Genomic DNA, 20300 nt, shown 5'->3' on the forward strand with positions numbered 1-20300 from the left:
GGCGATGGTCTACTCTGTAGCCATGCTTCAGGAAGCCAAAACCTACGACGAGCTCTATCGCAACTTTCGCTGGGACGTTCCCGCACGCTTCAACATGGCGACCGCCTGCTGCGACCGTCATGCGGACGGCACGGGTCGGCTTGCGCTGGTCTATGTCGACGAGGACGGCGGCACCGTGCGCACCTCGTTCGACGCGGTCGCGGAAGCCTCGCGTCGCTTTGCCAATGTGCTCGCAGCCGATGGCCTGGTGCGCGGCGACCGCGTCGCGGTGTTCCTGTCGCAGTCGCTCGAATTGCCGGTCGCGCATCTCGCGGCATTCCGCGCCGCGATGATCTCGATCCCGCTGTTCGCGCTGTTCGGTGAGGATGCGCTGGAATTCCGGCTGTCGAACTCGGCAGCCAAAGCCATCATCACCGATGAGGCCGGCTGGCAGAAGGTCGCAAAGATCCGCGAGCGCCTGCCCGAGCTGAAGAGCGTCTACATCGTCGGCGAAAAGACGCCGGCCGGCACCAAGCCGTTCTGGGGCGCGATCAGATCGGCGTCTGCTGAATTCACCACAGTCGACACATCGGCCGACGATCCTGCGCTGATCATCTACACCTCGGGCACCACGGGCAATCCGAAGGGCGCGCTGCATGCGCATCGCGTCGTGCTCGGCCATCTGCCCAATGTCGAGATGTGCCACAACTTTCTGCCGCGGCCGGGTGATTTGATGTGGACGCCGGCCGACTGGGCCTGGATCGGCGGCCTGATCAACGGCCTGTTCGCGTTCTGGTACCACGGTATCCCGATGGTCGGTCACCGCGCCCGCAAGTTCGAGCCGCAGGCGGCGATGCAGATGATGGCCGAGCTCGGCATCCGCAACGTATTCCTGCCGCCGACCGCGCTGAAGCTGATGCGGCAGGCCGATGTGAAGAATTCGGGCGTCAAGCTGCGCAGCATCTTCACCGGCGGCGAGTCGCTCGGCGGCGAATTGCTTGGCTGGGTGCGCGACACCTTCGGCATCGATGCCCACGAGGTGTTCGGGCAGACCGAATGCAATCTCGTGATCGGCAGCAACTCCAATCTGTTTCCGATCCGCCCGGGCTCGATGGGCCGCGCCACGCCGGGCTTCGACGTCCGCATCGTCAACGACAAGGGTGAGGAATTGCCGCGGGGACAGCGCGGCATCATCGGCGTGCGCCAGCCGTGCCCCTGCACCATGATCGAGTACTGGCGCAATCCGGAGGCGACGCGTAAGAAATATGCCGGCGAATTTCTTTTGACCGGCGATCTCGGCGTGCAGGATGAGGACGGCTATTTCTGGTACGTCAGCCGCGAGGACGACGTCATCACGTCAGCCGGCTATCGCGTCGGCCCGTCCGAGATCGAGCACACGCTGATGAAGCATCCGGCGGTCGCGATGTCCGCTGTGGTCGGCATCCCCGATCCGATCCGCACCGAATCGATCAAAGCCTGGATCGTGCTTCGCCCGGGCTACGCGCCGAGCGACACGCTGGCGCGCGAGATCCAGGAGTTCGTCAAGATCCAGCTCGCCGCCCACGAATATCCGCGCTTCGTGCAGTTCGCCGACAGCCTGCCGATGACGGCAACCGGCAAGGTGCTGCGGCGGGAGCTGCGGGCGCTGGGCTAAGTTCGGTTCGGGGGACCAATGAAGAAAGCCGCCACGCGCGCCGCGGGCTTGCATCGCGCCTCGCTCGAGAAGGTCCACGATTTGGACGCCGCGCTGGAGCTGATGTATTACGGCTGGCGCGGGATGACGCTGTCGGCCGACCAGTATCTTGCCACGCTTGGCCTGTCGCGCCCGCACCACCGCATTCTCTACGTCGTTGCGCGACAACCCGACATCTCGATCGGGGCGCTGATCGACGTTCTCGGCATTTCCAAGCAGGCCTTGAACCGGCCGCTCGGCCTGCTGCTGCAGCGTGAACTCATGACGTCGAAACGGTCGGCGGAGCAGCATCGCTCCAAATTGCTGCGCCTGACGCCGGCCGGACAACGCATCGAGCAGCGCGCATCGGGCCACGAGCGCAAGGTGATGCGCGAGGCGTTCGATCGTGTCGGCCAGTCCGGCGCCGCCGCCTGGATGGCCGTGATGGAGGCCATCGCCGACAATAGCTGATCGCGCCTCAGGTCAACTTAGTTGACGGTAGGATCGCGCCATGTCACTCTCCTGCCGGAAGCAGTAGAGGAGGGTGGAGACGTGGGCGAACAGGCAATGGATCGGGCGGCCGCCGGACGCTTTGTCGAGGCGTGGTGCGCCAACTGGTGCAAGGTCGATATCGACGCCGTCGTCGCGCACTTCGCCGAAAACGCCGAGATGCGCAGCCCCCTGGCGCTCAAATTGACGGATTCCCCCGTGGTTGCCGGCGCGGAGAACATCCGCGCCTACTGGCGCCAGGCTTATGGAAGCATCGAGAGCGCAGACCTCAAGATCCTGAACTGGAGCTGGGACGACACGATCGCGCGGCTGACGGTGTGGTGGCAATTGGGCGACACGCGCGCCAGCGAGTTCATGGACTTCGACCATGCCGGCCGTGTGGTGCGCAGCGAAGCGTTCTACGGAAAATAGCCATGCGATTTGCTGACTTCGTCCTGCTGCTCAACGCGCTCTGGTTCGGCGGCGCATTCATCCAGTTCAGCATTGCCCAGGGCAATACGCTGAAGATCCTGGTGCCGCGGCAGGAGCGTGCAAATCCGATCGCACCAACCTTGTCGGCCAGCGTGGCGTTCCTCGGCGGGATCAATCTGCCGATCGGCCTGCTGTCGCTGTATCTCCTCGCGGCGAGGCCGCCATTCTTCCAGGCCCGCGACGCGCAGCTCGCGCTGTTCCTGTTCTTCGCCGCGTGTCACTTCAGCCAGTTCGCCTACAACCTTCCGGTCCTGATGCGCGGCGGACGCGTCGGGGTGGCTTACTGGCCCGTGTTGACGGGCCCGATGCTGAGGATCTTCGTCATCGATGCGACGCTGTTCGTGGTCAATCTCGTCGTCGGACTCCTGCTCGTATAGCCATTCACGCGCGCCATTGCGCGGCGTGGGGGCAACTCTCTCCACCGTCGTCCCGGGCAAGCGAAGCGCGACCCGGGACCCATAACCACAGCTGTCTATTGTTGCGCGACGCCGTGGCCCCAGCGTGCAGCACCGCGAAGAATGGTGGTTATGGGTCCCTGCTTTCGCAGGGACGACAGCCGAGTGTGCGACGAGCGCATCGCTCGCCTTACGTCGGCAGCGCGATTCCCAATTCCTTCAGCGCGGCCATCATGCGTTGCGGGGGCTGCATCGGGATCACCATGGCCTTGCCGGATTCCAGCAGGCTCTTCAGGCTGGAGAGGATCGCCGGCCAGCCGGTGCGGCCGCCTTCGAGGATGTCGTCGCTGATCGGGCGATCATGCGACTGCAGCAAGGTCAGCTTCACGCCGTCGCCGGCTGGCACGATCTCGTAGGTGACGAGCGTCGGCCCGAGCTTTTCGACGAGCTGCGGCCAGTTGACGTTGAAGGTGACGGTCAGCCGCTTCAGCGGATCGCACTCGATCACCTCGCCCGAGATATGCAGCGCGCCGTCGGGCGTGCGCACGATGTAAGCGCCGCCGACCCGGAGATCGACCTCGACCGCATTGCCGGAGAAATATTGGCGGCTGAACTCGGCCTGGGTGAGTGCCTGCCACACCTTCTCGGGCGTGGCGGCGATGTAGATCGCATAGACGATCGCCGGCTTGAATTTATCGATGTTCATGTCCGCGCGTGTCCTTCGATAGATTCTCATGGTCACTCGAAGCCCTCGATCCCGAGCGCCTCCGGCGGAACCGGTGACACCTTGCCGGTCTCGAGCAGGCTCTTGAGCCCGGACAGGATCGCAGGCCAACCCTTGGAGATGGCGCCGAGCAGCTTGCTGCCGGCGGAGAAGCCTTCGTGGGTTACGGTCAACTTCACGAGACCGCCGAACGGCTGCAGGATGAAGACGACTTTCGTCGCCGGCTCGTCGCGCATGCCGTCGAACAGCTCGTGCTTGAACGTATAAGACAGCCGCCGCGGCCGGTCCGCCTCGAGGATCTTGCCGGTGTCGGTGGTCTTGCCACCCATCACCAATGCGAACGGCGAGCCGACCTTCCAATCGGATCGGACCTCGGTGTCGAACCAGTATTGCCTGGTGAACGCGCTGTCGGTCAGCGCGTCCCACAGCTTCTCCGGCGTGGTCTCGATATAGGTGACGTAGACGAATTCCGGCTTGGTCATCGCGCTTGCTCCGTCGTTGCCTCGTTCTCGTACCAGGGCGCATGCAGCACCCGGCCGCACTCGACGTAGCTCTTCAGGCTCGACAGGATCAGCGGCCAACCGAGGCTGATCTTTTCGAGCGCCACGCTGCCGGGTTCGAAGCGGTCATGGATCACCGTGAGCCTGACTTGATCTCTCTGACGTTCCAGCTCGAAGGTGACGCGTGAAGCAGAGCTGGCTCCGCAAATTCGGACAGTAGCTTGAGTGGATTTTCTGCCTGACAGCGGCGAGGATTCTTGCCGCGAATCAGGAGCGAAGATGACGAAGAAGAGCCGCCGGATGCATTCTCCGGCATTCAAGGCGAAGGTTGCTTTGGCTGCGGTCAAAGGCGACAAGACGCTGGCGGAGCTGGCGCAACTGTTTGATGTTCATCCGAACCAGATCACGATCTGGAAAAACCAGCTCCTGGAAGGCGCCGCCGGCGTGTTTGGGCATGACAAGGCGTCGGCCGAGACGCCGGTCGATTTGAAGGCGTTACATGCCAAGATCGGCGAGCTGGCGTTGGAAAACGATTTTTTGTCCGGCGCGCTCACCAAGGCGGGCCTGCTGAGCGCAAAGCGATGATCGACCGCGGTCATGATCTTTCTATCGTGCGCCAGGCGAAGGTCCTGAAGCTGGCTCGCAGCACGGTCTACTATGAACCTCGGCCAGTTTCGGCCGAGGACCTTGCCTTGATGCGTCGGCTCGATGAGCTGCATCTCGATTATCCCTTCGCGGGAGCGCGTATGCAGCGATCGTTGCTGCGGCGGGAGGGCGTATACGCCGGTCGCCGCCACATCGCGACGCTGATGAAGCGCATGGGGATCGAGGCGGTCTATCGTCGCCCGAACACGAGTAAGCCGGCACCGGGTCACAAGATCTACCCGTACCTGTTGCGCGGATTGAAGATCGAGCGGCCCGACCAGGCGTGGGCAATGGACATCACCTACATTCCGATGCGGCGTGGCTTCGTCTATCTCGCGGCGGTCGTCGATGTGTTCAGCCGACGGGTCCTGGCCCATCGCGTCTCGATCACAATGGAGGCGGCCTTCTGCGTCGAAGCGGTCCAGGAGGCGTTGGCGAAGCACGGCAGGCCCGAGATTTTCAACACGGACCAGGGCAGCCAGTTCACCAGCCTCGAGTTCACCGATGTGCTGCTGGACGCGAAGATCGCCATCAGCATGGACGGCAAGGGCGCCTGGCGCGACAACGTGTTTGTCGAGCGGCTCTGGCGCACGGTCAAATACGAAGAAGTTTATCTCCGCGCCTACGACAGCGTGTCCGAGGCGCGAGCGTCAATTGCCAAGTATCTGGCCTTCTACAATCAGGGACGCCCTCACTCGAGCCTTGACGGGCGCACGCCCGACGAGGCTTACTTCGGCACGCAAGCTATGGTGATGGCCGCATGACCGTCGCCGACGATTTTGTCGTCGCTCTGGTCGGGCTACGCCCTCCCGACGCAACGACAAAATCGTAAGGCCCCGCGTTCAGCATAACCCGGCAGGAATCCACTTAAATCCCGCGGGGCGCTGTCCAAACAACCGGCGCCAGCTCTAAGCCTTGCCGCCATCGGAGCCGTCATGGGCAAGGAACGAATAGGCGAGCCGCCTCGGCGGATCGTATTCGAGCACCTCGCCGGTGATTTCCTTGTTGTGCCGGGGCATCCGGATCGCGAATGGCGAGCCGATCTTCCAGTCCGAGACGACGGAGCTGCCGTGCCAGTACTGCTCCGACATTTTCGCGTCGGTCAGCGCGGCGAACACCCTCTCCGGTGTTGAGGCGATATAGATGGTGTAGACGAATTCCGGCTTACTCATCACGCTTCTCCAATTGTCTTTTCAATTCGCTGAGCGCGGCAAGTTTCCCCCGCTCGAACTTTTTGATCCACCGCTCGCCGATCTGATGGATCGGAACCGGGTTGAGGTAATGCAGCTTCTCGCGGCCATGCCTGATCGTGGTGACGAGGTTGGCCTCCTCGAGAATCACAAGGTGCTTGGTGACGGCCTGACGCGTCATGTCGAGGCCGTCGCAGAGCTCACTGAGCGTCTGCCCGTTCTGATCGTGAAGCCGGTCAAGCAGCGTCCGCCGTGAGGCATCCGCGAGGGCTTTGAAGACTTCATCCATGGGTCGAATAATAGGCAACTAAATGGTTGCATGTCAAGAGCGTGTGTTTGGGCGGTCATTTCGCCGTGCTATCGTCACCGACAGCCAACGCAGATTGGCAGGGAATACGGGGTGGTGCGCATGGGTGGTCGCGTTACGGCAGTTTGCTGCACGTTCTTTCTTGTCCTGCTCGCAAATGCTGCGGGCGCCCAGCAGCCGAAGATCGGCGACCCGCCCGAAGCCTCCAACATGAGGCTGGTTGGAACCAGCGATTTGCAGGCGCGCAGCGCCTATCAGCCGACCATCCATCATCAGGGCGACAGGTGGATCGCCTATATCGGCCATCACGGCGGCACCGACGACATTCCCGATCCGGTCAATCCGATGACCGGCAAGGCCGAGCCGAACGGCACCTCGATCGTCGACGTCACCGATCCCGCGCATCCGAAATATCTGCGGCACATTCCGGGGCAGGAGGGCAAATATGAATCCGGCGGTGCGCAGATGGTGCGGATCTGCGACGGCAAGGATCTGCCGAAGGGTGATCGCAACGCGGTCTACATGCTGCGCACCTTCGGCAGCGAGGCGCATGAGATCTGGAACGTCGCCGATCCCGCCAATCCGGTGCTGGTGACCCGGATCGGCGGGCTGAAGGACACCCACAAGAATTTTTGGGAATGTGGCACCGGCATCGCCTTCCTGGTGTCGGGCGCGCCGGACTGGCGCATCCGGCGGATGACGCAGATCTACGATCTCTCCGATCCCGCGCAGCCCAGGAAGATCAGGGATTTTGGTCTGCCCGGGCAGGAGCCCGGCGCCACCGGCGCGGTGCCGACCGAATTGCACGGGCCGATCTCGACCGGACCGAAGGGCAACCGCGTCTATTTCGGCTACGGCACCAACAAGGGCGGCTTCCTGCAGATCGTCGACCGCGACAAGCTGTTGAACGGGCCGAAGGAGCCGACGCCGGACAATCTGAAATTCCCGGAGATCGCGCGGATGCCGCTGTCGGCAATGAACGGCGCGCATACGGTGTTTCCGATGCCGGACATGCCGATCGCCGAGTTCGCGCACGACAAGGACGGCAAGACCCGCGACATCGTGATGATCGTCGACGAGGCGATCCAGAACGAGTGCGGCGAGGCGCGGCAGATGGTGTGGTTCGCCGACATTACCACCGAAACGCGGCCGATGCTGATTTCGAGCTACACCGTGCCGGAAGCCTCCGGCGCGTTCTGCGAGCGCGGCGGCCGGTTCGGCTCGCATTCGTCGAACGAGAGCATGGCTCCGGTCTATTACAAGAAGCTGGCCTTCATCGCCTTCTTCAACGCCGGCGTCCGCGCGCTCGACATCCGCGATCCCTATCACCCCAAGGAAGTCGGCTATTTCATCCCGTCGATCACATTGGCGACCGACAAGCGCTGCGTCACCATCGACGGCAAGGAGCGCTGCAAGGTCGCGATCCAGACCAACAATGTCGAAACCGATGAGCGCGGCTATATCTACGCGGTCGACCGCGCCAACACCGGCCTGCACATCCTCGAACTGACCGGCGAGGCGCGCGCCATCGCCGGTCTGCCGTGAGCGCGATTATGCGCCGGTGGCCGATCATCGCGGCGATGTTCCTGGCGCTCGGCTGCCTCTCGGCCGTAGCCGGCTACGAGATGGCGCCGTCGCGGGCTGCCGCGTGGCGCGAGATCGCATGGCCGTTCCCGCGCGACGGCTGGCCCGCCGGCCGCGCTTTCCGTTGCGGCACGGCGGAGTGCGGCACTGAGGTCGAGGTTTATCTCAGGCCAAAGCTCGGCTTCTGCAACTGCGACAGCGGCGTCGCCGATGACGACGAGGTCGATCGCGTTTCCGATGTCGACATGATCAGCCCGCGCTTCGTGCCGCTGAATGCGGGCGATGTCGTTGATGTCGCCGATATGTCCGGGCGGATCAGGGCCTATGATCTCGACGGTACGCGCACCGCGATCGGCCTCGCGGCCTCGCATCGCTGCGATCTCATGGCGGTGGCGGCGCAGGGCAGGGGTGACGTCGCGCGGGTGCGGCAAGCGGTGCTGACATTTCTGCAGTCTCGCGAGATGAAAACGTGGATGACGGCCGCGGTGGAAGGCCGTTGAGTTGGAGCTGGCTCTTCACCTCTCCTGCCTGCGGGGAGAGGTCGCATCGCGCTTGCGATCCGGGTGAGGGGGTACAGGTCTAACGACTCGCACCGCCTCGCGGATGGAGCCCTCACCCCAACCCTCTCCCCGCGAAAAGCGGGGAGAGGGAACAGACCGCTTCCATGTTCGCTTCTTGCATGCATAATGTAGCAACGAACAAAACGAGCCCCCCATGTCCCTGCAAGCCTATTTCGCCTTCGTCGCCGCCTGCATGGCGCTGGCGCTGTTGCCCGGTCCGATTGTCACGATGGTGATCGCCAACGGCCTGCGCTACGGCACGCGTGCTGCGCTCACCAATGTGCTGGGCGCGCAGGTCGGGCTCGCGATCGTGATCGGCATCGTCGCGGTCGGCCTGACCTCGCTGATGGCGACGATGGGGTACTGGTTCGACTGGGTGCGCTTTGCCGGCGCGGCCTATCTGGTCTGGCTCGGCATCAAGCTGATCCGCTCCCCGGTCGAGGGCGTCGGCACCGACGAGACGCCGCCACCGCCGCGCGGCGGCTTCTTCCTGCAGGGCTTTCTGGTGCTGCTCTCGAACCCGAAAGTCCTGGTGTTCTTCGGCGCTTTCATTCCGCAGTTCATGGACATGGACAAACCGCACATTCCGCAGGTCGCGCTGCTCGGCGTCACCTTCATGGCAACCGCCGTGCTGACCGACGCGGCCTACGCGCTGGCGGCCGGCCGCGCCCGAAAGTTCTTCTCCAAGGAGCGGACGCGGCTGATGTCGCGCATCTCCGGCGGCTTCATGATCGGTGGCGGCATCTGGCTGGCGCTGACCCGGGCCCGATAGACCCCGCCGGCTGGTTGAACCCTTCACAGGGGTGGCGCGTCAAACCGGCGCTGCCTCCGATGAAGGATCCTTCCCGTGCCCGATTTGCCCTGGCTTGTTTATGCGATGCTGCTCGCGCCGCTCGGGCTGATCCTGATCGCCGCCGTCGTCAAGACCTGGCAGGTGCGCGAGGCGAGGGGCTGGCCGGACACGTCCGGCAAGGTCGTGACCGCGACCGCGGAGGTACGTGAGGTCAGGGTCTCCGACGATGAGCGCGAGGACGGCTATCGGATGGAGCAGCGCAACTTCGCCAACGTGGTCTACGAGTACCAGGTGGACGGCAGGAAGTTGCGCAATAACCGCGTCAGCATCGGCGAGGACCTCGGCAATTTCCAGGTTGCGGAGACACTGGCGAAATATCCGGCCGGCAGCATCGTGACCGTCTACTACAATCCGCGACATCCCGATCAGGCGGTGCTGGAGCGTGACTTGCCGAAGGGCATCTGGGGATGTCTGGGCATCGGCAGTGCGATCGTGCTCGCGATCGTGTTCGGCTCGGCTTTCGGTCTCAACCGGATCCACGATGTTGTCTCGCGCCACATGGCGCGGCCCGACTTGTCGGGGATGGTGATCGGCTTCGGTGCGTTCGGCTTCGTCGTCGGGCTGTTTGCGCTCGCCGTGCGTCGGCAGGCGTCGATGGCGAGCCACTGGCCGGTGGTATCAGGCATTATCCGTGTGTCCGAGATGGAGGAGTATCGTGGCGCTGCCCCCGATGGCGACGGGCGCGGGATGGAGATGTTCGGCAAGCGCGTGTCCTACACTTACACCTACGAGAACGTCAGCTACACCAACGAATGCGCGCGGGTCGGCGCGGAGTCCGCTGCGAGCTCGAACAAGTTGCTGCAGCGCCTGATGTCGCGCTACCAGGATGGCGCCGCCGTCGAGGTCCATGTCAATCCCGCCAATCCCGCCGAAGCGTCGCTCGACGCGCGCGGCGACGGCCGGCTCGCCTGGGTGCTGTGGACCATCGCAGGACTCTTTTTCGCGGCCGCGCTGTTTGCTGCCACCCGTGGCGGCTAGCGCGCGGTCTCGTTGACGTTGAGCGTCCGCTCCATCACATCGCGCAGCAAACCGACCAGCAAATCAAGCTTGTATCCTGTCATCGGCAGCGGCTTCGCGCCTGATGTCGCGAGCTCCGCGGCTTGCGCGATCGTCGCTGCGTTGGCGGGCTTGCCCCGCAGTGCCGCCTCGCATGCCGCAAGCCGCAGCGGCACCGGAGCGATGCCGCCGGCGGCGATATAAACTTGCTGGAATGCACCGCCTGAGATCACGGTTCGTACGCAGATCTCGACCAGCGGCCATTCCGCATGCGAGCGGCTGATGGCGCGCTTGTAGAGCGCGCGTTCGCCGGCCAGCGGGGCGGGGAGCTCGATCCGCTCGATCCGTTCGCCTGCCGCAAGCAAATTGTCGGCCGTGCCGTTGCTGCCGTTGCCGAGCAGGTCGGAGATCGACAATCCGCTGCGCCGGTCCGTGGTGACCTTCGCATCATAGGCCAACAGCGCCATCGCCATGGTCGACGGATGCGGCGCCACGCAAGGGCCGAGATCGAACGCGACGTGATAGAGATGGTTGCCCGATCGCGCCGGGCAGTCGGAGCCGCCCTTCTTGAGACAGGCGATCTGCGGATTGCGGAAATACCAGCAGCGCGAACGTTGCGCGAGGTTGCCGCCGAGCGTCGCCATGTGCCGGATCTGCGGCGTGGCCAGGCCCTGTGCGGCCGCGGCGATGCCGGGATAGGCCTGGGCCAGTCGCCCGTCGGATGCGATGGTTGCGATCGCGGTCAGGGCGCCGATGCGTGCCGAGCCGTCGGCGTTCCACGCGATTCCGATCGTATCGGGACTGGCGGCGAGATCGATGATCGTGCCGCACGACAGGCCGCTGCGGCGGCGCTCCGACAGGTCGGTGCCGGCGGCACGGAATTCGGGCGCGAACATTGCCTCTGCGGTTGCGGCACTCATGCGGCAGCCCTCCCTTTCAGCGCGGCGACGATGCGGTCGGGCCGGATCGGAATCTCGGTGAGGCGGACGCCGATCGCATTGTGGATCGCGTTGGCGACCGCCGCCGAGGTCGGCACCGTCGACGCTTCGCCGATGCCGACGCTGTTGCCGAGCACATGGTCGAAGCCGGCCTCGTCGAAATGGACATCGATCTCGGGCGTGTCGGCGATGCCCGGGATGCGATAATCCTCCATTCCCGCGGTCAGGACGTCGCCGCTGGTCGGATCCAGCTCGCGTGCCTCATAGAGCGCGTAGCCAAGCCCCTGGATCACCGCGCCGCAAGCCTGGCTGTGCGCCAGCGCTGGTGCTGCGATCTTGCCGACCGCAATGCCGGTATGCACGTTGAGCACGCGGACATGGCCGAGCCAGGTGTCGACCTCGACCTCGATCACCTGCACCGAGCTCGGCACGCCGGCGCCGACCGCGATGTTCGAGAAGCGGCGCATCATCCAGCCGAACACAAATCCCATCAGGCCGACTTCGCGCAGCGGCGAGCGGATGCCGGGCGCCGTGTTCTTGCCATCCTCGCCGCGGGTCTCCGTGACAGCGATGTCGGGCGAGCGCGCGATCAGCTCGCGCCAGGGCGCGTTCGAGCCGGGCGCAGGCTTTCGTGTGGCCTGATCGAGGATGGCGGCCTTCAGCTTCCGCACCGCCTGCAGCGTCGGCGGCAGCACGGAGGCGGTGACGCGGCTGCCGCCGGAGCCGGGCCCCTCGGGCAGCGACGAATCGCCGATCCGCACCTCGATGTCGCCGGGTTCGAGATCGAACTCGCGCGCGATCGTGTCGGCAAGCACGCTGCGGGTGCCGGTGCCGATGTCCTGCGTCGCGGTGCTGGCGACGATGCGGCCGGCCTTGACCGCGACCTCGACCTTCACATTGGGCTGCCACAGATAGAGCCAGTAGCCCGTCGCCACCCCAATGCCGCGGCGATAGCGCCCGTTCTGCGCCGGCCTGCGATTGCGCCAGATCTCGAGCCCGGATGCCCAGTCGTAGAGCCGCTGACGGTTGGGATCGGGATCCCAGCGCTTGCGCAGCGCGATCGGATCGACGTTGAGCCGGAGCGCGGCCTCGTCGATCGCCTGCTCCACCGCGAACGCCATCGGCGGACCGCCGGGGCCGCGGAAGGCGGCGCCGGGCGGCAGGTTGCTGATGACGTCGAAATCCGAGAGGTCCTTGGCTTCGGCCGGATAGATCAGTCGCGCCAGGCCCGCGATCGTCGAGTTGGTCGCCGCACCCGTATCGGCATGCGCGGTGACGGAGAGCGCTTTCAATCCGCCCCGCTCGGAGGGGAGCAGCGCGACCTTCAGTTCCGCGGCCGGCCGATAGCCGGCGACGGAAAGCTCTTCCTGTCGATCGTAGGCGACCCGTACCGGCGCCTTGGCCTCGCGCGCGAGCTCGATCGCGGCGATCGTCTCGACGCCGAGGCTGGCCTTCGATCCGAAGCCGCCGCCGACGTGATCGGCGATCACGCGGACCTTGTCGTGACCGAGCTTGTAGCGCTTTGCGATCTGTTCCTTCAGGTGAAAGACTTGTTGCGTTGAGGCGTGCAGGGTCAGCCGGTCGCCGTCGAAGCGCGCCACCGCGGCGTGCGGCTCGAGACATGCGTGCTGTTGCGTGGCGGTGCGGAAGGTCGCTTCGACGAGCAGCCGGTTGTTGGCCTGGCGCGCCTCGTCGACCCAGTTGCGGGCCTTCTTGGCGCGTGTCGAGAACACCGCGGTCGGCCCGCGGATGTTCTGTTTCCACGGCGCCGGCCCGCCGGCCGCTTCCGAGACGTTGCCGGCTCGCTTGCGGCTTGCCTTGTCGAACACCACAGGCGCGTCATCCTTGCGTCCCGCGTCGAGCCCGATCACCGCGGGCAGGCGTTCGCTGGTCAGCTTGATCGCGGCGAGTGCGGCATGCGCGGTCCTGCGGTCCGGGGCGGCAACCGCCGCAATCGGCTCGCCGACATAGCGCACGATGCGGTCGTCGCCGAGTAGCGATACCGCGGTGACGCCGGAGAGCGCCCGCGCCGGAGCCAGATCAAGCGCGGTGATGCGGGCATGCGCCTCGCGTGAGCGCAGGATCACGCCCTCGAGCTGGCCATCATGGTTGATATCGACGGTGTACTTTGCCGCGCCCGTCACCTTGTCGCGCGCCTCGATGCGGGGCGCTGTGACATTGTCGCCGTCGAAACGGCCGGCGCAGGCATCCGCCACCGCGCGAAAAATCCCGTCATAGGCGCCGCAGCGGCAGAGATGGCCGGACAGCGCCACGCCGATCTCCTCGCGCGAGGGCACGGCCGTCCCCTTGGTCGCACGCCAGCGGTCGCAGAACGCGGTCGCTTCCACGATGAAGCCCGGCGTGCAGAAGCCGCATTGCAGCGCGTCATGCGCCATGAACGCCTTCTGCACCGGATGTAGCGTTGCGGCGCCGATGCCTTCCACCGTCGTCACCGATTTGCCGGCGGCGGCGTGCGCCGGCATCAGGCAGCTTGCGACCGGCGCGCCGTCGACCAGCACCGTGCAGGCGCCACAGACGCCGGCGCCGCACACCAGCTTGGTGCCGGTGAGCTTGAGCTGGTCGCGCACGACGTCGATCAATAGCGCGTCGGGATCGTCGGGCAGGGATTCAACGCGGCCGTTGATGGTCGTCGTCGTCATGGATGTCCTCCTGTCTTCCTGCGTGTCGGCTTTTGGCTGATCGCCGCCTTCTTGACGGGCGGCCTCTCGGATTTCGGCAAGGATTTTGGCAAGGATTTCGGCAAGGCGCCCGCGCAGAGCGTCCGCACCATCATCGCCATGTCCTTCAGGAACGCATCGGCCGGCTGCATCGCCGGGTACTGCGACTTCGATGCGTACATCGCCATTTCGACCAGCCGGGCGAATTCGGCCGGCGACAGGCCCTGCGGCAGCACAAGCTGCTGCTTGCGCACGATCCGTGAGATCGTCGCGACCATGCTCTCCGCATAGCGCGCGGCATAGGTCTGGTAGAGGTCGCGCGCGTGCACGAGGTGCTCGGAATACAGCTCCTCGAGATGCGGCGAGCCGTCCAGCGACGCAATCATGGTCGACATCCGCGCGATCATGCCTGCGGCAAGAATGTCGCCGAGATCGCCGCCCGTCGTCTCCGCCTCGGCAACAGCGGCGTCCTCGGCCGCGATCGCGGACTCATGTACGCGCTCGATCACGGCACGGAACAGCGCTTCCTTCGATTCGAAATGGTGATAGAGCGCCTGCCGCGTCAGGCCGGCCGCTTCGGCGACCTGCTCGATCGAAGAACGGCGAAAGCCGTGCCGGCGGAACACCAGCATCGTGGCATCGAGAATGCGGGTCTTCGGTCCCATTTGACGATTTTGACAAATATAGACGAACTGTCAAATCGCGATCTGGTGAGGGTGGTGCTGGAGCCCCTGATCACCATTCCGCGAGGCCACCACGCCGCACGCGCCGGTGTGAACCGCATCACGGATGGTCGCGTCCAAGAAACGTAGAGCTTGGTAAAGGCGAGCCTGCTCGCCCGGAGCTTGCGAGGACACGGACATGGCCCAGGTCTATTTTCATTGCTCGAACACGCGGGGGGTGTTGATGGATCGCCGCGGCACCCCGGTGACCAGCCTTTCCGAGGCCTGTGAGGCGGCGACCTGCATGATGCGATCCCTGGTTGCGACCGCCAGCCTGGAAGACTGGCGCGACTGGGCCGTGCATGTCAGCGACGAGTCCGGCGACGAGATCGTCATCCTGTCCTTCGCATCCGTTCTCGGCAAACCACACTGAGAGGGCGCCATGCCGTCGCTGCAGCCAGCATTGCTGCTCTTTCGCCGCGGCCTGCACGCGATCACGACCGGCTGGCAGAATCTGATCGACCGAATTCGCGATCCCTACCGGCCGGAGCGTCACTACATGTGCGGGCCGGGCCCCAAATGGCATGCCAAGCATGCCGTTCAAGCCGCCCCGGCCGGTTGAACGCGGACCGGTTCAGCTCTCGCTTTTCGCAGGGCGATGCGTCTCGCGGCGCCACACCGCCGGGCTGACGCCGATCACGGCCGAAAACACCCGCGTGAAATGGCTCTGATTGGCAAAGCCGGCCGAAATCGCGATCTCGGACAGCGAAAGGTCGCGCACCGCCATCAATTGCTTGGCCGCCGTCACCCGCTGCTGCAGCAGCCATTGGTGCGGCGGCAGGCCGGTGGAGATGCGGAAGGCGCGCGAGAAGTGGCTGACCGAGAGGCCGAACTCGGCCGCGATCTGCTTCAGCGGGATTTTTCCGCCGAGGTCGGCTTCGAGCCTTTCGCACGCTTGCCTCGCTTGCCAGGCGGCCAGGCCTCCGCGGGTCGGTGCGGTGATGCTCCGCAGTCCGCCATAGGTCTGTGCGACGTGTGCGGTGAAGGCGAGCATCATGTGATCGATGAACAGTTGGTTGGTTTCCTCGGGCCGGCGCAATGCTTCAAGCAGCGAAGCGCCGAGATGGCGGACGATGGCGTCGTCATGGCCGATTCCGGGCTGATAAGCCAGTTCATGGATGCGTGGCGCGCCGGCCTGCCTGGCGATGTCGTCGAGCGCCGAGCGCGGCAGATAGAAAAAGATCGAGTGGAACGGCTTGTCGATCACATAACGCGGATCGCGCTTCAGGTCGTACAGGTAGGTTGCGCCGCTGCGGATATCCGACTTGATGACGCACCGGCCGCGTTCCCAGCACTCGCAGTCCGGGTAATCGCGAAACTTGAGGCTGAGGAGATAGGCATCGTCGGCGGGCAGCGACCCGGACAGGTCGCGCACCGGGTTGTCGTTCCGCGTCTCGGTGACCGCGAGTTCGGCACTGCGCAGCGTGCGCGTGATCAGCGAGGGCGCTTCCGCCAATTGCAGCGGCTGCCCGAGCCTCCGTCCGTAGACGCCTGCCTGTGCCATATCGATCAAGTCCGACTGTGATGGGTGACCTGGGATACCGTCACCGTCATCCCGCGTGGTCGTGGCTTATTATCCGGATTGCTGCGGTGCCGTCCAGTTCCTCACGCGATGATGAACGCCCCGCTGCGTCGATCATGACGATGCAATTCCGGAACGAATTCAATTGCTTTGGTTCGCTCGACCTTGCCGGACACAAGATGTCGCACCGGCGCGCTCGCAACAGAATTAGATAAAGCATGGCCGTTTCAGGAAAGACATCCAAACTGCGTGGCGCTTAGGTCCCGCCGACAGTTCCGTACCTCATCGGTCCATTGACCCTGCCCGCAGGGAGGTAGCGCATGAGCTTTCAAACGCGAGCACAGGTCATGACTAAGCCGATCCTGCACGATGCTTCGCGGGATTCGTCCGCCGCATCCGATGCCAAGCCGCCCGAGACGCCGGTCGGCCCGCGCGCTCCGGCAGACCAGGAGATGGCCCGTGTGCTCCACACGCGGCCGCTGCGCATCGCGGCCGACCCGTCGAGCGGCGCGTTCGCCTATTGGAAGCACGAGGCCCTGCACGACGTCGTCCGGCCGATGGTCGATCACGTCATCATGACCTATCCCGCCGGCTCGCAGCAGCTCGAGCGGCGCACCGGCAAGGTGGCTTCGATCGGAACGGCGCGTTCCGGCGTCGTGACGATCATTCCGGCCGGCTCGACCTCGCGATGGGACATCCACCAGTCGATGCATGTCGTTCAGCTCTATCTTCCGCATGCGACGCTGCAGCGCGTGGCCGGCGAAGCCGACACCGCCGCGCCCGGCGATCTCCTGGAGCGCACCGCGCATCCCGATCCCATCACATCGCGATTGCTGTTGAGCGCAGCCGACGCTCTCGACGGCAGCCAGGCGCTGGATGCGCTGTTCAGGCACCAGCTGACCGATCTTCTGGCGAACCGCTTGCTGTCGGCGCATGCCGGCGCGCCTGCCATGCTGCAGGCGACCATGGGAGGGTTGTCGCCGACCGCGCTGCGCCGCGCCGTCGAGCGGTTGCGCTCGGACAGCGATGCGGACGTCTCGCTTGCGGCGCTGGCCATGGACGCCGGCCTGTCGCGCTTTCACTTCTGCCGTGCCTTCAAGGAGAGCACCGGGCTCTCGCCGCATGCCTGGCTGCGCCAGCACCGGCTCGAGCAGGCCATGAACATGCTGCGCGACACCGACGCATCCGTCGTCTCGATCGCGGCGGCGCTAGGCTACAGCTCGCAGACGGCGTTCGCCGCCGCGTTCAGGAAGCTGACCGGCGAAACCCCGAGCGATTGGCGGCGCCGTCTGCGGTAGAGCGTTTTCGAGCGAAGTGGACGCCGGTTCGCGTGAAGAAAACGCGTCAAAACAAGAGGCTAGAGCTTCGGTTCTGATTTAATCAGAACCGAAAATGCTCTAGCAGCAATCGCTCTTCAGGTCGGGCAATCGCTCTGGGGCACCGACAAGCTCAATTCGCTAGATCACCGTGGCACCCACGCCAACAACGGAGACAAGCGATGGCCTGGAAGGATTTCGGCAGCTCCCTCGCAATCACGCGGCGACGCCGGGCCGTCGCGACCGCACTGATGTACGGGCTGACGCTCACCGTCCGCTTCACCACGGCAACCGGCGACGATGCCGACGCCACGGCGCAGGCCGCTCACGGCGTCGATCCCATGACCTCGGTGATGATCAATAATGCGGCTCAGGCAGTCACCCGGGACCTGCTTCCGGGCGCCGCGCAGCCGATCTCCTTTCACCGCGGTTCGCTGCCCGGCGCGCGCGGCTGTCGGGCGGCGTGTGGGCCGGCGCTGCGCTCGCCGTTCGTATCGGGCTGCGCCGCCCGTCAATAGGCACTCACTTTCGTTTCACAACTTCGCGTCGCAACTCGCGACAGGTTTGACCGTCAGCGGCAAGCGGCGGCGGCGACGCGCGGACATCAGAGACTGTCAACCCAGAGGAGATATCCCATGCGACTGGTCATCATCGGCGCCGGCTTTGCCGGCATGTACGCCGCACTTTCCGCAGCCCGCCTGCGCGACATCAAGGGCGTTTCGCCCGAGCAGCTCGAGATCGCGCTGGTCGCGCCGGAGCCGACTTTGGTGGTCCGCCCGCGGCTCTACGAGCCAAAGCCGGAGACGCTGACCGCGCCGCTGCTCGACGTCTTCAACGCGATCGACGTCGTCTATGTGCAGGGCAGCGCCGAGGCCGTCGACACCAAGGCGCGCACCGTGCAGATCGTCACCGCCAAGGACGCACGCAAGACGCTGCCTTACGATCGGCTGGTGGTTGCGACCGGCAGCCGGCTGTTCCGCCCGAACGTGCCCGGCCTTGCCGAGCATGCCTTCAGCGTCGACAGTCTCGAGGACGCGATCGCGCTCGACCGTCATCTGCATGGTCTCGCCAAGCAGCCGGCCTCGGTGGCGCGCGACACCGTGGTCGTTGCCGGCGGCGGCTTCACCGGCATCGAGGCCGCGACCGAGATGCCGGCGCGGCTCAAGGAGATTCTCGGCAACGACGCCAGGCCGCGCGTCATCATCGTCGAGCGCAACGCTGCGATTGCGCCCGACATGGGCGAGGAGCCGCGTCCGATCATCGAGGAGGCGATGCGCAAGCTCGGCGTCGAGGGCCGCTTCGGCGCCGGCGTCGCCGAGGTCACCAAGTCCGGCGTCACGCTGTCCAGCGGCGAGCATATCGAGGCCGCGACCGTGGTCTGGGCGGCGGGCATCCGCGCCGCGCCGCTGACCGCGCAGATCCCGGCCGAGCGCGACAATTCCGGCCGGCTGCTGGTCGACCGCGATTTGCGCGTGCCGGCGGTCGCAGGCGTGTTCGCCACCGGCGATGCGGCGCGTGCGGCATGCGACGATGATGGCAACTACGCGCTGATGTCATGCCAGCACGCCACGCGGATGGGCGCCTTTGCCGGCAACAACGCCGCCGCCGAACTGCTCGGCGTCCCGACCAAGCCGTATCACCAGAAGGCCTATGTCACCTGCCTCGATCTCGGCGAGGCCGGCGCGCTGTTCACCCGCGGCTGGGAGCGCAAGGTCGAGATGGTCGGCGACGTCGCCAAGAAGACCAAGCGGGAGATCAACACCGTCTGGATCTATCCGCCCCGCGCCGAGCGCGCCGCCGCGCTCGCATCCGCCGATCCGGAGCACGTCACCGAAGTCTAAGGCTCTCCCGACATCGGCCGCGCCCTGAAGGGGGCGCGGCCACCCGCGACCGCCATATCTGGAGCTCACCAAAGTGAAACACGAGACCGTGCGTACATCGTCGTTCGCGATGCCGCTGACCAGTCCGGCCTTTCCTCCCGGGCCGTACCGCTTCGTCAACCGCGAGTACTTCATCATCCAGTACCGGACCGATCCCGACGCGCTGCGCCGCGTGGTGCCTGAGCCGCTGCAGCTGACCGATCCGGTGGTGAACTACGAGTTCATCCGCATGCCGGATTCGACCGGCTTCGGCGACTACACCGAGAGCGGCCAGGTCATTCCGGTGTCGTACAAGGGTCAGCTCGGCGGCTTCACCCATCAGATGTTCCTCAACGATCATCCGCCGATCGCGGGCGGGCGTGAACTGTGGGGCTTTCCCAAGAAGCTGGCGCAGCCGAAGCTGGAGGTCGAGATCGACACGCTGGTCGGCACCCTGAAGTACGGTTCGGTGCGGATCGCGACCGGAACCATGGGCTACAAGCACCGTGCGCTCGACATCGCAGCCGAGGCCCAAAAGCTCGCCGCGCCGAATTTCCTGCTCAAGATCATTCCGCATGTCGACGGCACGCCGCGCATCTGCGAGCTGGTGCGCTACCACCTCGAGGACATCACGGTGAAGGGGGCCTGGACCGGACCGGCTGCGCTCGACCTGTACTCGCATGCGCTGGCGCCCGTCGCCGAGCTGCCGGTGCTGGAGATTCTCTCCGCCAAGCACATCCTTGCCGACCTCACGCTGGGGCTTGGCGGCGTGGTGCACGACTATCTCGCCACGAGCCAGGCGACACCGCATCGCGGCGGCGACGTCTTGACCGCTGCGAATGCCGGCTGACCGGCCCCAACCCGTCCATCAGGAGATCC

24 protein-coding genes are annotated in these 20300 nt (G+C 65.3%); 15 read left to right on the forward strand and 9 right to left on the reverse strand.

Annotated elements, in window-relative coordinates; translation table 11 throughout:
- Nucleotides 1–22 precede the first annotated feature (22 nt).
- The 4 genes from HAP48_RS22675 to HAP48_RS22690 all read left to right on the forward strand — a co-directional run bounded on the left by HAP48_RS22675 (nt 23) and on the right by HAP48_RS22690 (nt 3009).
- Entirely contained in the window at nt 23–1633 is a 1611-nt protein-coding gene (locus tag HAP48_RS22675) for an acyl-CoA synthetase (protein ID WP_166216106.1), read from the forward strand.
- A gap of 18 nt (nt 1634–1651) precedes the next feature.
- Nucleotides 1652–2122: a MarR family winged helix-turn-helix transcriptional regulator gene (locus tag HAP48_RS22680; protein ID WP_166209700.1), complete on the forward strand. Its 471-nt coding sequence runs from the start codon at nt 1652–1654 to the stop codon at nt 2120–2122.
- Between the two features lie 96 nt (nt 2123–2218).
- Complete coding sequence (locus HAP48_RS22685; RefSeq protein ID WP_166216103.1) at nt 2219–2572, forward strand: nuclear transport factor 2 family protein; 354 nt, start codon at nt 2219–2221, stop codon at nt 2570–2572.
- A 2-nt stretch (nt 2573–2574) separates the two neighbouring features.
- On the forward strand, nt 2575–3009 hold the full coding sequence (locus HAP48_RS22690) for a hypothetical protein (protein ID WP_166209697.1): 435 nt from the start codon (nt 2575–2577) through the stop codon (nt 3007–3009).
- A gap of 208 nt (nt 3010–3217) precedes the next feature.
- Here HAP48_RS22690 and HAP48_RS22695 read toward each other — a convergent pair whose 3' ends face one another.
- From HAP48_RS22695 to HAP48_RS50060, 3 genes are read right to left on the reverse strand one after another with little or no spacing between them, the layout of a single operon-like run.
- Nucleotides 3218–3733 (reverse strand): SRPBCC family protein, encoded by a 516-nt coding sequence (locus HAP48_RS22695; RefSeq protein ID WP_166209694.1) that lies wholly within the window; start codon nt 3731–3733, stop codon nt 3218–3220.
- Between the two features lie 32 nt (nt 3734–3765).
- Entirely contained in the window at nt 3766–4233 is a 468-nt protein-coding gene (locus HAP48_RS22700; protein WP_166209691.1) for an SRPBCC family protein, read from the reverse strand.
- On the reverse strand, nt 4230–4607 hold the full coding sequence (locus tag HAP48_RS50060) for an SRPBCC domain-containing protein (RefSeq protein WP_166209689.1): 378 nt from the start codon (nt 4605–4607) through the stop codon (nt 4230–4232). Before HAP48_RS50060 ends, HAP48_RS22700 begins: the two co-directional genes overlap by 4 nt.
- Between HAP48_RS50060 and HAP48_RS22710 the strand changes: the two genes are divergently transcribed.
- Nucleotides 4531–5660, forward strand: a protein-coding gene (locus HAP48_RS22710) for an IS3-like element ISRj2 family transposase (protein ID WP_166204126.1) whose coding sequence is annotated in 2 segments (ribosomal slippage) — nt 4531–4783 and nt 4783–5660 — 1131 coding nt in all. Because the reading frame shifts where the segments join, the coding sequence is not laid out codon by codon here. The two genes, HAP48_RS50060 and HAP48_RS22710, sit on opposite strands and share 77 nt — an antisense overlap.
- Nucleotides 5661–5804: 144 nt before the next feature.
- Here HAP48_RS22710 and HAP48_RS22715 read toward each other — a convergent pair.
- Nucleotides 5805–6068: an SRPBCC domain-containing protein gene (locus HAP48_RS22715; protein WP_166209687.1), complete on the reverse strand. Its 264-nt coding sequence runs from the start codon at nt 6066–6068 to the stop codon at nt 5805–5807.
- Nucleotides 6061–6375, reverse strand: a complete 315-nt coding sequence (locus HAP48_RS22720) for an ArsR/SmtB family transcription factor (protein WP_166209685.1) — start codon at nt 6373–6375, stop codon at nt 6061–6063. The genes HAP48_RS22715 and HAP48_RS22720 overlap by 8 nt, the downstream gene beginning before the upstream one ends.
- A gap of 120 nt (nt 6376–6495) precedes the next feature.
- On the opposite strand from HAP48_RS22720, the gene HAP48_RS22725 reads away from it, so the two are divergent.
- The 4 genes from HAP48_RS22725 (at nt 6496) to HAP48_RS22740 (ending at nt 10368) form a co-directional block, all read left to right on the forward strand.
- On the forward strand, nt 6496–7938 hold the full coding sequence (locus tag HAP48_RS22725) for an LVIVD repeat-containing protein (RefSeq protein WP_166209683.1): 1443 nt from the start codon (nt 6496–6498) through the stop codon (nt 7936–7938).
- A gap of 8 nt (nt 7939–7946) precedes the next feature.
- Nucleotides 7947–8477 carry a hypothetical protein gene (locus tag HAP48_RS22730; protein ID WP_166209681.1) on the forward strand — a complete coding sequence of 177 codons (531 nt, stop codon included), beginning with the start codon at nt 7947–7949 and terminating at the stop codon, nt 8475–8477.
- Nucleotides 8478–8691: 214 nt separating this feature from the next.
- Nucleotides 8692–9309 (forward strand): LysE family translocator, encoded by a 618-nt coding sequence (locus HAP48_RS22735; RefSeq protein WP_029082011.1) that lies wholly within the window; start codon nt 8692–8694, stop codon nt 9307–9309.
- A 75-nt stretch (nt 9310–9384) separates the two neighbouring features.
- Entirely contained in the window at nt 9385–10368 is a 984-nt protein-coding gene (locus tag HAP48_RS22740) for a DUF3592 domain-containing protein (RefSeq protein ID WP_166209679.1), read from the forward strand.
- Here the strand turns inward: HAP48_RS22740 and HAP48_RS22745 are convergent.
- Genes HAP48_RS22745 through HAP48_RS22755 form a run of 3 tightly spaced genes read right to left on the reverse strand, consistent with a single transcriptional unit; the run spans nt 10365 to nt 14667 of the window.
- Complete coding sequence (locus HAP48_RS22745; RefSeq protein WP_166209677.1) at nt 10365–11306, reverse strand: FAD binding domain-containing protein; 942 nt, start codon at nt 11304–11306, stop codon at nt 10365–10367. The genes HAP48_RS22740 and HAP48_RS22745 overlap by 4 nt on opposite strands.
- Complete coding sequence (locus HAP48_RS22750) at nt 11303–13984, reverse strand: molybdopterin-dependent oxidoreductase (RefSeq protein ID WP_166209675.1); 2682 nt, start codon at nt 13982–13984, stop codon at nt 11303–11305. The genes HAP48_RS22745 and HAP48_RS22750 overlap by 4 nt, the downstream gene beginning before the upstream one ends.
- The gene (locus HAP48_RS22755) at nt 13981–14667 is read right to left on the reverse strand and encodes a TetR/AcrR family transcriptional regulator (RefSeq protein ID WP_166209673.1); all 687 of its coding nucleotides are present in this window, start codon (nt 14665–14667) and stop codon (nt 13981–13983) included. The genes HAP48_RS22750 and HAP48_RS22755 overlap by 4 nt, the downstream gene beginning before the upstream one ends.
- A gap of 196 nt (nt 14668–14863) precedes the next feature.
- Here HAP48_RS22755 and HAP48_RS22760 point away from each other — a divergent pair, with 196 nt between their 5' ends.
- Together HAP48_RS22760 and HAP48_RS22765 are read left to right on the forward strand one after the other, a co-directional pair.
- Nucleotides 14864–15097, forward strand: coding sequence for a DUF6894 family protein (locus tag HAP48_RS22760; protein ID WP_176399228.1), 234 nt, complete (start codon nt 14864–14866; stop codon nt 15095–15097).
- A gap of 9 nt (nt 15098–15106) precedes the next feature.
- Complete coding sequence (locus HAP48_RS22765; RefSeq protein WP_166209669.1) at nt 15107–15286, forward strand: hypothetical protein; 180 nt, start codon at nt 15107–15109, stop codon at nt 15284–15286.
- A 12-nt stretch (nt 15287–15298) separates the two neighbouring features.
- On the opposite strand, the gene HAP48_RS22770 is transcribed toward HAP48_RS22765, so the two are convergent.
- A complete protein-coding gene (locus HAP48_RS22770; RefSeq protein WP_166209666.1) occupies nt 15299–16228 on the reverse strand; it encodes an AraC family transcriptional regulator in 930 nt (309 codons plus the stop codon).
- Between the two features lie 365 nt (nt 16229–16593).
- Between HAP48_RS22770 and HAP48_RS22775 the strand changes: the two genes are divergently transcribed.
- From HAP48_RS22775 to HAP48_RS22790, 4 genes are all read left to right on the forward strand, one after another.
- Complete coding sequence (locus HAP48_RS22775) at nt 16594–17544, forward strand: helix-turn-helix transcriptional regulator (RefSeq protein WP_166209664.1); 951 nt, start codon at nt 16594–16596, stop codon at nt 17542–17544.
- 200 nt (nt 17545–17744) lie between these two features.
- Entirely contained in the window at nt 17745–18080 is a 336-nt protein-coding gene (locus HAP48_RS22780; RefSeq protein ID WP_166209662.1) for a hypothetical protein, read from the forward strand.
- A gap of 117 nt (nt 18081–18197) precedes the next feature.
- Complete coding sequence (locus tag HAP48_RS22785; protein WP_166209660.1) at nt 18198–19403, forward strand: NAD(P)/FAD-dependent oxidoreductase; 1206 nt, start codon at nt 18198–18200, stop codon at nt 19401–19403.
- A 73-nt stretch (nt 19404–19476) separates the two neighbouring features.
- The gene (locus HAP48_RS22790; RefSeq protein WP_166209658.1) at nt 19477–20271 is read left to right on the forward strand and encodes an acetoacetate decarboxylase; all 795 of its coding nucleotides are present in this window, start codon (nt 19477–19479) and stop codon (nt 20269–20271) included.
- The last annotated feature ends 29 nt before the right edge of the window (nt 20272–20300 follow it).

Source organism: Bradyrhizobium septentrionale, assembly GCF_011516645.4.
Taxonomy (GTDB): domain Bacteria; phylum Pseudomonadota; class Alphaproteobacteria; order Rhizobiales; family Xanthobacteraceae; genus Bradyrhizobium; species Bradyrhizobium septentrionale.

Bases quoted from the DNA above. Each gene is read 5' to 3' on its own strand.
- HAP48_RS22765 (WP_166209669.1), top strand. From the start codon at position 15,107: ATGCCGTCGCTGCAGCCAGCATTGCTGCTCTTTCGCCGCGGCCTGCAC.
- HAP48_RS22700 (WP_166209691.1), bottom strand. From the start codon at position 4,233: ATGACCAAGCCGGAATTCGTCTACGTCACCTATATCGAGACCACGCCG.
- HAP48_RS22770 (WP_166209666.1), bottom strand. From the start codon at position 16,228: ATGGCACAGGCAGGCGTCTACGGACGGAGGCTCGGGCAGCCGCTGCAA.
- HAP48_RS22735 (WP_029082011.1), top strand. From the start codon at position 8,692: ATGTCCCTGCAAGCCTATTTCGCCTTCGTCGCCGCCTGCATGGCGCTG.
- HAP48_RS22695 (WP_166209694.1), bottom strand. From the start codon at position 3,733: ATGAACATCGATAAATTCAAGCCGGCGATCGTCTATGCGATCTACATC.
- HAP48_RS22760 (WP_176399228.1), top strand. From the start codon at position 14,864: ATGGCCCAGGTCTATTTTCATTGCTCGAACACGCGGGGGGTGTTGATG.
- HAP48_RS22685 (WP_166216103.1), top strand. From the start codon at position 2,219: ATGGATCGGGCGGCCGCCGGACGCTTTGTCGAGGCGTGGTGCGCCAAC.
- HAP48_RS22690 (WP_166209697.1), top strand. From the start codon at position 2,575: ATGCGATTTGCTGACTTCGTCCTGCTGCTCAACGCGCTCTGGTTCGGC.
- HAP48_RS22745 (WP_166209677.1), bottom strand. From the start codon at position 11,306: ATGAGTGCCGCAACCGCAGAGGCAATGTTCGCGCCCGAATTCCGTGCC.
- HAP48_RS22730 (WP_166209681.1), top strand. From the start codon at position 7,947: ATGCGCCGGTGGCCGATCATCGCGGCGATGTTCCTGGCGCTCGGCTGC.
- HAP48_RS22680 (WP_166209700.1), top strand. From the start codon at position 1,652: ATGAAGAAAGCCGCCACGCGCGCCGCGGGCTTGCATCGCGCCTCGCTC.
- HAP48_RS22780 (WP_166209662.1), top strand. From the start codon at position 17,745: ATGGCCTGGAAGGATTTCGGCAGCTCCCTCGCAATCACGCGGCGACGC.
- HAP48_RS22785 (WP_166209660.1), top strand. From the start codon at position 18,198: ATGCGACTGGTCATCATCGGCGCCGGCTTTGCCGGCATGTACGCCGCA.
- HAP48_RS22675 (WP_166216106.1), top strand. From the start codon at position 23: ATGCTTCAGGAAGCCAAAACCTACGACGAGCTCTATCGCAACTTTCGC.
- HAP48_RS22775 (WP_166209664.1), top strand. From the start codon at position 16,594: ATGACTAAGCCGATCCTGCACGATGCTTCGCGGGATTCGTCCGCCGCA.
- HAP48_RS22750 (WP_166209675.1), bottom strand. From the start codon at position 13,984: ATGACGACGACGACCATCAACGGCCGCGTTGAATCCCTGCCCGACGAT.
- HAP48_RS22720 (WP_166209685.1), bottom strand. From the start codon at position 6,375: ATGGATGAAGTCTTCAAAGCCCTCGCGGATGCCTCACGGCGGACGCTG.
- HAP48_RS22725 (WP_166209683.1), top strand. From the start codon at position 6,496: ATGGGTGGTCGCGTTACGGCAGTTTGCTGCACGTTCTTTCTTGTCCTG.
- HAP48_RS22715 (WP_166209687.1), bottom strand. From the start codon at position 6,068: ATGAGTAAGCCGGAATTCGTCTACACCATCTATATCGCCTCAACACCG.
- HAP48_RS22755 (WP_166209673.1), bottom strand. From the start codon at position 14,667: ATGGGACCGAAGACCCGCATTCTCGATGCCACGATGCTGGTGTTCCGC.